Here is an 11581-nt window from a genome sequence, read left to right as displayed (position 1 = left end):
GTACAGGCCGGTCGTCCCAGCGGGGACGGCCGGCCTTCTGCCCCCTTACGGAGGTGCGCGCGGATGACGAGTTCCTTTCCCGCCCTCGACATCAGGGCTCCGCACGGAGCCGGCCCCCAGGCCGTCCTGCTCGACATGGACGGCACGCTGGTCGACACCGAGGGGTTCTGGTGGGACGCCGAGGTGGAGGTCTTCGGCGCCCTCGGCCACGTGCTCGGCGAAGAGCACCGCGACATCGTCGTGGGCGGCCCCATGACCCGCAGCGCCGGCTACCTCATCGAGGTCACCGGCGCCGACATCACCCTCGACGCGGTACGCGACCTGCTGAACGCGGCCTTCCTCCGCCGCCTCGAACGCGGCGTGCCGCTCATGCCGGGCGCCCGCGACCTGCTCACCGAACTCGCCGCGCGGAGCGTCCCCGCCGCCCTCGTCTCGGCGTCCCACCGCACCGTCATCGACCGGATGCTCCGCTCCCTCGGTGCCCACCACTTCGCCGCCACCGTCGCGGGCGACGAGCTGGAGCGCACCAAGCCGCACCCCGACCCGTACCTCGCCGCCGCCGCGCGGCTCGGCGCCGACCCGGCCCGCTGCGTCGCCGTGGAGGACACCCCCACCGGCGTCGCCTCGGCGGAGGCCGCCGGCTGCCGCGTGATCGCCGTGCCGTCCGTGGCCCCCATCGGGCCCGCGCCCGGCCGGACCGTCGTCGGCTCGCTCGAGGAGATCGACATGGCGCTGCTGCGCACGGTCGCCACGGCGCCCGTACCGCGCCGCGTCACCGGCCCGGCGGGCGCCCCGGCCGTCCCGTGACGCTCCCCGGTGCCGCCGCGCCTCCGCCGATCCACTAGGGTCACGGAACGTGACGTCCCGCCGCCCGCGTACGGCCCTCCCGGCCGCCGCCCTCGCCGCCGCCCTCCTCCTCACCGGCTGCTGGTGGGGCGGCGGCACGGACGGCGAGGGCGAGCCCGTCGTCATGGGCACGACGGACACGGTGCGCACGCTCGACCCGGCCGGCGCGTACGACCCGGGGTCCTGGCTCATCACCGGCAACGTCTTCCAGTCCCTGCTCAGCCTGCCGCCGGGCGGCACCGCGCCGCAGCCCGAGGCCGCCGACGAGTGCGGTTTCACGGACCGCGTCAGCAGGCGCTTCACCTGCCGCCTGCGCAGCGACCTCACGTTCGCCGACGGCGCTGGTCTGACCAGCCACGACGTCAAGTACTCGTTCGAGCGGACCCTGCGGATCGACGCGCCGCGGGGCCCCGCCGCCCTGCTCTCCGCCATCGACCGCATCGACACGCCCGACGACCGGACCGTCACCTTCCACCTCAGCCGCCCCGACGTCACCTTCGCCCAGAAGATCGCCACCCCGGCGGGCGCGATCGTGGACCACCGCTCCTACCCGGACGACTCCCTGCGCACCGACGACGGCACGGACGGCTCCGGCGTCTACACGCTGGAGAGCCTGGACGGGGACACCGCCGTCCTCGCCGTCAACTCCCGCTACCAGGGGCCCGCCGACATCCGGAACTCCGGCATGACCGTCCGCTTCCTCCCCGGCGACGAACGCGGCCTGCGCGACGCGCTCACCGACGGCACCGTCGACCTCGCCTACCGCGGCCTCACCGCCGGTGACCTCGCGGCACTGCGCGACGGCGACCGGTTCACCACCGTCAGCGGCAGCGGCCTGGAGACGCAGTACCTGGTGCCCGACCCCGCCGACCCCGTGGCGGGGGATCCCGCGGTCCGCCGCGCCCTGGCACAGCTGATCGACCGGGACGCGCTTCTGCGGGAACTCCTCCCCGAGACCGCCGAGCCGCTGTACTCCCTCCTCCCGGCCGGGGTCCTGGGCCACACGACGCCCTTCGCCGACCTCTACGGCGACCGCCCCCGCCAGGACCGCGCCCGCGAGGAACTGCGCGACGCCGGACACACCGACACCCTCCCGCTCACCCTGTGCGCCTCACCGGAGCGGTCAGGACCCGACGCCACGGCCGCCGCCGAACGGATCGCCGCCCAACTGGAGGCGGACGGCCTGTTCCGCGTCACGGTCCGCACGCTGTCCGGCACCGACCTGGACGACGCGGTGCGGGACGGGAACAGCGCCTGCCCGCTGACCCTGCGCGGCTGGACCCCGGACTACCCCGACCCCGACAGCTTCCTGCAGCCCCTCCTCGGCGCGGGCGGCGTCCTCCCCGCCCCCTACGACTCCGACCGTGTCACCGGCGACCTCCTCCCGGCCACCGAGCGCGAGACCGACCGCGAACGCGCCGCCGACGACCTCGCGGCGATCCAGGAGGCCGTCGCGGAGGACCTGCCCCTCATCCCGCTGTGGCAGGACCGGCAGCAGGCGGTCGCCGCCCCTGGCGTCACCGGCCTGCGCTGGGCACTCGACAGCGCGACCACGTTCCGCTTCTGGGAGATCGCCAAGGACTCCGCCTGACCCGGGCCGCTGAGCAGCGCGCGTGCGCGCCAGACGCCTCGGGCGGGGCGGCACGTCACGCCCCGGCGCCCGCTCTCCCAGCCGCCGGACGGACCCTAGCTGCCCGGACGCACCAGGCCGCTCTCGTACGCGAACACCGCCGCCTGCACCCGGTCGCGCAGCTCCAGCTTCGTCAGCACATGCCCCACATGCGTCTTCACGGTCGTCTCGCTGACGAACAGGTCCGCCGCGATCTCCGCGTTCGACAGCCCACGGGCCACCAGCTTCAGCACCTCGACCTCGCGCTCGGTCAGCCGCCGCAGCGTGTCGGGCACCGGCTCCTCGCCCGACGGCAGCCGCTCGGCGTACATGTCGAGCAGGCGCCGCGTCACGCTCGGCGCGAGCATCGCCTCGCCCGCCGCCACCACCCGGATGGCCTGCACCAGCTCCGCCGCCGGCGCGTCCTTCAGCAGGAAACCGCTCGCACCCGCCCGCAGCGCCTCCACCACGTACTCGTCCAGGTCGAAGGTCGTCAGCACCAGCACCTTCGCGGGCCCGTCGTGCCCCGGCCCGGTGATCTGCCGCGTCGCCTCCACGCCGTCCATGCGCGGCATGCGGATGTCCATCAGCACCACGTCCGGCTGGAGCGCCCGCACCTGCTCCAGCGCCTGCAGGCCGTCCCCGGCCTCGCCCACCACCGCCACGTCGGGCTCGGCCTCCAGGATCATGCGGAAACCGGTGCGCAGCAGCGGCTGGTCATCGACGAGCAGCACGCGAATGGGCATGGGCAAGCCTTCGTTCCGGGGACGCCGTGGGCGCTGAGCGCCACCGGCCATTCTCGCTCACGCGCCCGCTCCCGCCGTGTCCGGCCGCTCGCCCGCGTCCGCCCCCACGCCCCCGGCCCCGTCGTCCACCGGCGCGCCCTGCCCGGGCAGCAGCGGCAGCGCCGTCTGGATCGAGAGGGGGTACGGCGGGGGAGTGCCGCCGAACTCCGGGCAGCGCGCCTGGTGGTCGCACCAGCCGCACAGCTTGCTGCGGCTCGGCCGCCAGTCGCCGGTCTCCGTGGCCTGCCGGATCGCGTGCCACAGCGCGACGAGCTTGCGCTCCACGCCCAGCAGGTCCGACTCCTCCGGGTCGTACGTCAGGATGTCGCCGCTGCCCAGGTAGACGAGCTGGAGGCGCCTCGGCACCGCGCCGCGCAGCCGCCACAGCACCAGCGCGTAGAACTTCATCTGGAACAGGGCCGCCCCCGCGTACTGCGGGCCCGGCGCCTTGCCCGTCTTGTAGTCCACGATCCTGACCTCGCCCGTGGGCGCCACGTCCACGCGGTCGATGACACCGCGCAGCCGCAGCCCCGACTCCAGCCGGGTCTCGACGAACAGCTCGCGCTCCGCCGGTTCGAGACGCGTCGGGTCCTCCAGCGCGAACCAGCGCTCCACCAGCTCCTCGGCGCTCGTCAGCCACTCCGCGAGCCGCCCGGCGTCCACTCCACCGGCGGAACCGGCCGCGCCTTCCCCCGGTTCCCCCTCCTCGGCGAACAGCGCCGTCAGCTCGGGCCGTCTCGCGAGCAGCCGCTCCCACTCCCGCACCACCAGCGCCCGCGCCCGCGGTATCACCCGCTCGCCCGCCGGCGCGTCGAACACCCGCTCAAGCACCGCGTGCACGACCGTCCCCCGCGTCGCCGCCGCGCTCGGCGCCTCCGGCAGGCGGTCGATCACGCGGAACCGGTAGAGCAGCGGACACTGCATGAAATCAGCGGCCCTGGACGGGGAAAGAGAATCCGGCGGCCTGGCGATGGGAGCGGTCATGGAGCGAACCCTACGGCGCGTCACTGACAGGTAGCCGCTTACCATCGACGGGGAGCCCGCGCACACGGCAAAATCGCTTGTCCGAGCGGCCGCGCGGGCGGGCCCACGGCGACGAGGGGAACTGGTGGCAGACTCCGAGAGCGACCCGACGACGGACCCCGGCGACGGCCGGAAGCCCGCCGGCCCCGCGGGCGCGGCCCCAGGGGCGGGCGAGGAGCGCGCGCCGCGCGGCCGGGGCACCGGCGGCGGCATCCTCATGGGCCGGGTCTTCGGCGTGCCGGTCTACGTGGCGCCCAGCTGGTTCCTGGTCGCCGCGCTGATCACCTGGTTCTTCGGCAACCAGCTCGACCGCGTCCTGCCCCATCTCGGCGGCGGGCGGTACCTCGTCTCCCTCTTCTTCGCCGTCGCGTTCTACGCCTCGGTCCTCGTCCACGAGATGGCGCACACCGTCGCCGCCGTGCGCTTCGACCTGCCGGTGCGCCGCATCCAGCTCCAGTTCTTCGGCGGTGTCTCGGAGATCGAGAAGGAGTCCCAGACCCCCGGCCGCGAGTTCGTCCTCGCCGGTGTCGGGCCGCTGCTGTCGCTCGTCCTGTCCGGCGTCTTCTACGCGGGCATGCTCGTCACCGACTCCGGCACCATCCCCGGCGTGCTGCTCGCGGGCCTGATGATCTCCAACCTCATCGTGGCCGCGTTCAACCTCCTGCCGGGACTGCCGCTCGACGGCGGCCGGATGCTGCGCGCCGTCATCTGGAAGCTGTCCGGCAGCCCCATGACCGGCACGGTCGCCGCCGCCTGGACGGGCAGGGCCCTCGCCATCGCCGTCCTCGTCGGCTTCCCGCTGGCCACCTACGTCGGGACGGCGGGGGAGCGCGAGTCGTTCAGCGGCGTCGAGTCGCTCACCGACGCGCTGCTCGCCGCGATCCTCGCCGCCATCATCTGGACCGGCGCGGGCAACAGCCTGCGCATGGCCCGCCTCCGCGAACGCCTCCCCGTCCTGAACGCCCGCACCCTCACCCGCCGCGCCGTCCCCGTCGCCCCCGACACCTCCCTCTCCGAGGCCCTGCGCCGCGCCAACGAGGCGGGGGCCCGCGCCCTCGTCGTCGTGGACCCGGACGGCGACCCCCTCTCCCTCGTCCGCGAGGCCGGGATCGCCGGGGTGCCGGAGCACCGGCGGCCGTGGGTCGCGGTCGGCACCCTCGCGCAGGACCTGAGCGACGGCCTGCGCGTCCCGGCGGACCTGAACGGCGAGGAGCTGCTCGACCACCTGCGCGCCACCCCCGCCAGCGAGTACCTGGTGGTCGAGCGCACCGGCGAGATCTACGGCGTCCTGTCCACCGGCGACGTCGAACGCGCCTTCATCGACGCGATGGCACGCCCCGCCGCCGCCCCCGCGTCCCGGCCCGTGGACTGACCGGCCACCCGCGTGGACTAGGCTGAACGCCATGTCCGAACCGACCGGTGCCGCCCGCCGTCGCGGGCCCTTCCAGGTCGGGGACCAGGTACAGCTCACCGACCCCAAGGGCCGCCACTACACGTTCACGCTCGAAGCGGGGAAGAGCTTCCACACCCACAAGGGCGCCTTCCCGCACGACGAGCTGATCGGCGCCCCGGAGGGCACGGTCGTCCGCACCACGGGAAAAGTCGACTATCTCGCGCTGCGCCCCCTGCTCCCCGACTACGTCCTGTCCATGCCGCGCGGCGCCGCCGTCGTCTACCCGAAGGACGCGGGCCAGATCCTGGCCATGGCCGACATCTTCCCCGGCGCGCGCGTCGTGGAGGCCGGTGTCGGCTCCGGCTCGCTGAGCACCTTCCTGCTCCGCGCCATCGGCGACCAGGGCATGCTCCACTCGTACGAGCGCCGCGCCGACTTCGCCGCCATCGCGCAGGAGAACGTGACCCGCTACTTCGGCGGCCCCCACCCGGCGTGGACGGTGACCGTCGGCGACCTCCAGGACCACCTGGACGACACCGACGTGGACCGCGTGATCCTCGACATGCTCGCCCCCTGGGAGTGCCTGGACGCCGTGACGAAGGCCCTGGTGCCCGGCGGCATCCTGTGCGCGTACGTCGCCACCACCACCCAGCTGGCCCGCACCGTGGAGACGATCCGGGAGCACGGCTCGTTCAACGAGCCGAGCGCCTGGGAGAGCATGGTCCGCACCTGGCACGTCGAGGGGCTCGCCGTGCGGCCCGACCACCGCATGATCGGGCACACCGGCTTCCTCGTCACCGCCCGCAGGCTCGCGGACGGCGTCGAGCCGCCGCGCCGCCGCCGCCGTCCCGCGCCCGGGGCGTACGGCGCGGACTACACGGGCCCCGGCTCCGACGCGGCCTGACGCCGGGTCCGCCGGACGGCCGCCCCACTCCAACGGCCCTTCCGGACCCCGCCGTTCCGCGGCGCCGTGAGATATGACACCATGCCGGTCACCTGCCGTCGCGCAGGTCCGGCATGGTGCCACCCCCTCACGACGTCCAGGAGTCCCCCGCGTGCAGCTCCCGGCAAGCCCGGCCGACCCGACCGTCCCGCGCACCCGCCCGTTCCACTGGGTGACGACAGCCCTGGCGCTCGCGGTGATCACCGGCGCGGCCGCACTCGTCGAGCCGTCGGGCGCGACGGCCCGCCCCGGCGCCGCCGACTCCGCGGCCCCTGCGGACGGCCACGCGGACCAGGAGCCCCCGGAGGCACCCGCGCCGGGACCCGACCCGGAAGAGGCCGACTACCCCATCGACTGCGGGCCGCTCGACGTGCTGGTCACCGACAGCGTGGACACGGACCTCGACGGCGACGGCCAGGGCGAGGCCGTCGCGGTCGTCCGCTGCGACGCCGGCTCGGGCACCCCGCCCAGCGGCATGTACCTGCTCACCACGGACGGCGGCACGACCACGGTCGCGGCCACCCTGGTGGACCCGGCGGAGCGGATGACCGTGGAACGGCTCGCGGCGCGGGACGACACCGTCTCCGTACGCCTGCTGGGCTACTCGTCGGACGCGGTCCCGCGCTGCTGCCCCGACCTCCAGCGCGACGTGGACTGGCGCTGGGAGGACGGCCGGCTCGCCCTGCACGCGCGCCGCGCGCCGAACAGCGTCTGACCGGCGCCCCTCCGCCCGGCGCCCCTCAGTCCGCGTCCGGGCCGTAGACCTCGACCCGGTCGGTCACCCGGCGCACGTGGATGCACTGCCCGGGGCAGTCCTTGGCCGACTCGGCGACGTCGCGCAGCAGCGGCAGGGGCACCCTGGCCGTCGCGCCGGGGTCCGTCAGCAGCTCGGCCTCCGTACCGGCCGGGACGGGCGGCTTCACATAGGCAAGTCCGTCGATGTCCAGCTCGAACACCTCGGGCGCGTACTGCGCGCAGATTCCGTCTCCGGTGCACAGATCCTGATCGATCCAGACCTCGATCTCGTCGGTGTCGTTCCGCGCGGTCATATGGCCTACCGTTCCTCATAGGTGTGCGTCAAAGGGAGCCATCCCTTGCGGGTGTTGACCGCTTACGACCATACAGCGACCTGCTTTCCCGCAGCGCAGGGTGGGTATTCCCTGGCGTGAGGGAGTGCGCAAGGGTGAAGATCGGACACACCCCGACCGTCTTTGTGATCTAGGGGTTTCGAACTGCACCGGTCCAGGTAGGGTCTGGAAGCGTCCAGCTCCCCTTGGAGGAGGTGAGGACCGTGGTATCCCAGAACGACGACAGCAACCGCGGCATCCGACCCGGGAGGGGTCCCGACGACCCGGCCCGGCAGGTAGCCGATCTTGAGCAGGAGATCACCGTCCTGCGCCGAAAGCTGGCCGACTCCCCGCGGCACACACGCGTGCTGGAGGAGCGTGTCGTCGAGCTGCAGACGAATCTCGCGGGCGTCTCCGCGCAGAACGAGCGGCTCGCGACCACGCTCCGCGAGGCACGCGACCAGATCGTGGCCCTCAAGGAGGAAGTCGACCGGCTCGCCCAGCCGCCCTCCGGCTTCGGTGTCTTCCTGGAGGCCAACGAGGACGGCACCGCCGACATCTTCACCGGGGGCCGCAAGCTCCGGGTGAACGTCAGCCCCAGCCTCGACCTCGGCGACCTGCGGCGTGGCCAGGAGGTCATGCTCAACGAGGCGCTCAACGTCGTGGCCGCCATGGAGTACGAACGCGCGGGCGAGATCGTCACCCTCAAGGAGATCCTGGAGGACGGCGAGCGCGCCCTGGTGGTCGGCCACACCGACGAGGAGCGCGTCGTCAAGCTCGCCCAGCCCCTGCTCGACGGCACCCTGCGCGCGGGCGACGCCCTGCTGCTCGAACCCCGCTCCGGCTACGTCTTCGAGGTCGTGCCCAAGAGCGAGGTCGAGGAGCTGGTCCTCGAAGAGGTCCCCGACATCGACTACACGCAGATCGGCGGCCTCGGCGGCCAGATCGAGCTGATCCGCGACGCCGTCGAGCTGCCCTACCTGCACCCCGACCTGTTCCGCGAGCACGAGCTGCGCCCGCCCAAGGGCGTCCTGCTCTACGGCCCGCCCGGCTGCGGCAAGACGCTCATCGCCAAGGCCGTCGCCAATTCCCTGGCCAAGAAGGTCGCCGAGGTCACCGGCAAGCCCGCGGGGAAGAGCTTCTTCCTCAACATCAAGGGCCCCGAACTGCTGAACAAGTACGTCGGCGAGACCGAGCGGCACATCCGCCTGGTGTTCCAGCGGGCCAGGGAGAAGGCCAGCGAGGGCACGCCCGTCATCGTGTTCTTCGACGAGATGGACTCCCTCTTCCGCACCCGCGGCTCCGGCGTCAGCTCGGACGTGGAGAACACCATCGTCCCCCAGCTGCTCTCGGAGATCGACGGCGTCGAGGGCCTGGAGAACGTCATCGTCATCGGCGCCTCGAACCGCGAGGACATGATCGACCCCGCGATCCTGCGCCCCGGCCGGCTCGACGTGAAGATCAAGATCGAGCGTCCGGACGCCGAGGCCGCCCGCGACATCTTCTCCAAGTACCTGACCCCCCGGCTCCCGCTGCACGCCGACGACCTCGGCGAGCACAACGGGAACGGCGCCGCGGCCGTCCAGGGGATGATCCAGACCGTCGTCGAGCAGATGTACGCCGAAACCGAGGAGAACCGCTTCCTCGAGGTGACCTATGCCAACGGCGACAAGGAAGTCCTCTACTTCAAGGACTTCAACTCCGGCGCGATGATCCAGAACATCGTCGACCGCGCCAAGAAGATGGCCATCAAGGATTTTCTGGACCACCACCAGAAGGGCCTGCGCGTCTCCCATCTCCTGTCCGCCTGCGTGGACGAATTCAAGGAGAACGAGGACCTTCCCAACACCACCAACCCCGACGACTGGGCCCGGATCTCCGGCAAGAAGGGCGAGCGGATCGTCTTCATCCGCACCCTCGTCACCGGAAAGCAGGGCGGCGACACCGGCCGTTCCATCGACACCGTCGCCAACACGGGCCAGTACCTGTGACCGGCCACCACCGGTAACCGGAAAACGCCCTACCGCGCACGAATCCACGCACACGCCGTCCGGCTGCGGGGCACGCGAAGGCGAGCCCCGCAGCCGCCGCATTCCCGGACCGTCGTGATCCGGGACCGATCCCGCGACAAGTCCAGAAGGAGACCGGCGGCGGACCCCGCGCCGCGCCCCCTGTCGCCTACGCTCGTCAGCGAAGGACGGCACCGGGCCGGTGCCGGTGCGCCGCCGGGCAAGGAGGGCCGCATGACAGTACGGCGAGTGATGGGCATCGAGACCGAGTACGGCGTCTCCGTGCCCGGCCACCCGAACGCCAACGCCATGCTCACCTCATCCCAGGTGGTGAACGCCTACGCGGCGGCCATGCACCGGGCCCGGCGCGCCCGCTGGGACTTCGAGGAGGAGAACCCCCTGCGCGACGCCAGGGGCTTCGACCTGGCCAGGGACAACGCGGACGCCAGCCAGCTCACCGACGAGGACATCGGCCTGGCCAACGTCATCCTCACCAACGGCGCCCGGCTCTACGTGGACCACGCGCACCCCGAGTACAGCTCCCCGGAGACCACCGGCCCCCTGGACGCCCTCCTGTGGGACAAGGCGGGCGAACGCATCATGGCCGAGGCCGCCCGCCGCGCCGCCGAGGTCCCCGGCGCCCAGCCCATCCACCTGTACAAGAACAACACCGACAACAAGGGCGCCTCCTACGGCACCCACGAGAACTACCTCATGAAGCGCGAGACGCCGTTCTCCGAGATCGTCCGGCACCTCACGCCCTTCTTCGTCTCCCGCCAGGTCGTCTGCGGCGCGGGCCGGGTCGGCATCGGCCAGGACGGCGGCGAGCACGGCTTCCAGCTCAGCCAGCGCGCCGACTACTTCGAGGTCGAGGTCGGCCTGGAGACGACACTCAAGCGGCCCATCATCAACACCCGGGACGAGCCGCACGCCGACGCCGAGCGCTACCGCAGGCTCCATGTCATCATCGGCGACGCCAACCTCGCCGAGGTCTCCACCTACCTCAAGCTCGGCACCACCGCGCTCGTCCTGTCCATGATCGAGGACGGCTTCATCACCGTCGACCTGGCCGTGGACCAGCCGGTCCGCACACTCCACCGGGTCAGCCACGACCCCGGGCTGCGGCAGCTCGTGACCCTCCGCAGCGGCCGGACGCTGACCGCCGTCCAACTCCAGATGGAGTACTGCGAACTGGCCCGCAAGTACGTGGACGAACGGTGGGGTGCGGACGCGGACGCCCAGACCGCCGACGTCCTGACCCGCTGGGAGGACGTCCTCAACCGCCTGGAGAACGACCCGATGAGCCTGGCCGGCCAGCTCGACTGGGTGGCCAAGCGCGAACTGATGGAGGGCTACCGGCGCCGCGACGGCCTCGGCTGGGACGCCGCGCGCCTGCACCTCGTGGATCTCCAGTACGCGGACGTGCGGCCCGACAAGGGCCTCTACAACCGGCTGGCGGCCCGCGGGCGCATGACCAGGCTCCTCGACGACGAGGACGTCAGCCGCGCGCAGCTCAGCCCGCCCGACGACACCCGCGCCTACTTCAGGGGCCGCTGCCTGGAGCAGTACGCCGACGACGTCGCCGCGGCCTCCTGGGACTCCGTGATCTTCGACCTGCCGGGCCGCGACTCGCTCCAGCGTGTGCCCACCATGGACCCGCTGCGCGGCACCCGCGAGCACGTGAAGGACCTCCTCGACCGCTGCGCGACGGCGGACGATCTCGTCCGCGCGCTCTCCGGCGGCTGATTCCGCGCGGATACGGGAATCATCCGGGTGGTCCGCGGACGTTGAGAAGGAGAGCGGGGGAGAGTCCCCCGGGAAATCCACCGGCGGCGGTCCACCGGGAATCCGCCCGGGAATGCACCGGGGAAAAGAACGAAGAGCCGATGTCAGCCCCGCCTAGTAG

The 11581-nt window shown here is 72.6% G+C and carries 10 protein-coding genes; 7 read left to right on the top strand and 3 right to left on the bottom strand.

Annotation, left to right across the window (positions count from 1 at the left end; translation table 11 throughout):
• Positions 1-63 precede the first annotated feature (63 nt).
• Both ACIBPC_RS13470 and ACIBPC_RS13465 read left to right on the top strand, forming a co-directional pair.
• Complete coding sequence (locus ACIBPC_RS13470; protein WP_398843838.1) at positions 64-807, top strand: HAD family hydrolase; 744 nt, start codon at positions 64-66, stop codon at positions 805-807.
• 49 nt (positions 808-856) lie between these two features.
• Positions 857-2437, top strand: coding sequence for an ABC transporter substrate-binding protein (locus ACIBPC_RS13465; protein WP_398843836.1), 1581 nt, complete (start codon positions 857-859; stop codon positions 2435-2437).
• 95 nt (positions 2438-2532) lie between these two features.
• On the opposite strand, the gene ACIBPC_RS13460 is transcribed toward ACIBPC_RS13465, so the two are convergent.
• Both ACIBPC_RS13460 and ACIBPC_RS13455 read right to left on the bottom strand, forming a co-directional pair.
• Positions 2533-3201, bottom strand: coding sequence for a response regulator (locus tag ACIBPC_RS13460; RefSeq protein WP_398843833.1), 669 nt, complete (start codon positions 3199-3201; stop codon positions 2533-2535).
• Between the two features lie 57 nt (positions 3202-3258).
• A complete protein-coding gene (locus ACIBPC_RS13455; RefSeq protein ID WP_398843832.1) occupies positions 3259-4224 on the bottom strand; it encodes a RecB family exonuclease in 966 nt (321 codons plus the stop codon).
• Positions 4225-4348: 124 nt separating this feature from the next.
• On the opposite strand from ACIBPC_RS13455, the gene ACIBPC_RS13450 reads away from it, so the two are divergent.
• From ACIBPC_RS13450 to ACIBPC_RS13440, 3 genes are all read left to right on the top strand, one after another.
• Complete coding sequence (locus ACIBPC_RS13450; RefSeq protein WP_362968012.1) at positions 4349-5635, top strand: site-2 protease family protein; 1287 nt, start codon at positions 4349-4351, stop codon at positions 5633-5635.
• A 31-nt stretch (positions 5636-5666) separates the two neighbouring features.
• Positions 5667-6560, top strand: coding sequence for a tRNA (adenine-N1)-methyltransferase (locus tag ACIBPC_RS13445; protein WP_362968013.1), 894 nt, complete (start codon positions 5667-5669; stop codon positions 6558-6560).
• Between the two features lie 151 nt (positions 6561-6711).
• Positions 6712-7314 (top strand): hypothetical protein, encoded by a 603-nt coding sequence (locus tag ACIBPC_RS13440; protein WP_398843830.1) that lies wholly within the window; start codon positions 6712-6714, stop codon positions 7312-7314.
• A gap of 25 nt (positions 7315-7339) precedes the next feature.
• Here ACIBPC_RS13440 and ACIBPC_RS13435 read toward each other — a convergent pair whose 3' ends face one another.
• The gene (locus tag ACIBPC_RS13435) at positions 7340-7648 is read right to left on the bottom strand and encodes a ferredoxin (protein ID WP_362968015.1); all 309 of its coding nucleotides are present in this window, start codon (positions 7646-7648) and stop codon (positions 7340-7342) included.
• A 224-nt stretch (positions 7649-7872) separates the two neighbouring features.
• On the opposite strand from ACIBPC_RS13435, the gene arc reads away from it, so the two are divergent.
• Together arc and dop are read left to right on the top strand one after the other, a co-directional pair.
• Positions 7873-9657 (top strand): proteasome ATPase, encoded by a 1785-nt coding sequence (gene arc / locus ACIBPC_RS13430; protein ID WP_398843829.1) that lies wholly within the window; start codon positions 7873-7875, stop codon positions 9655-9657.
• Positions 9658-9909: 252 nt separating this feature from the next.
• Positions 9910-11421, top strand: coding sequence for a depupylase/deamidase Dop (gene dop, locus ACIBPC_RS13425; RefSeq protein ID WP_362968017.1), 1512 nt, complete (start codon positions 9910-9912; stop codon positions 11419-11421).
• Positions 11422-11581 lie beyond the last annotated feature (160 nt).

Source organism: Streptomyces sp. NPDC049879 (assembly GCF_044461265.1).
Classification (GTDB): domain Bacteria; phylum Actinomycetota; class Actinomycetes; order Streptomycetales; family Streptomycetaceae; genus Streptomyces.
The sequence above is the reverse complement of the archived record's forward strand: the minus strand, read 5'-3'. Positions and strand labels throughout refer to the sequence as shown.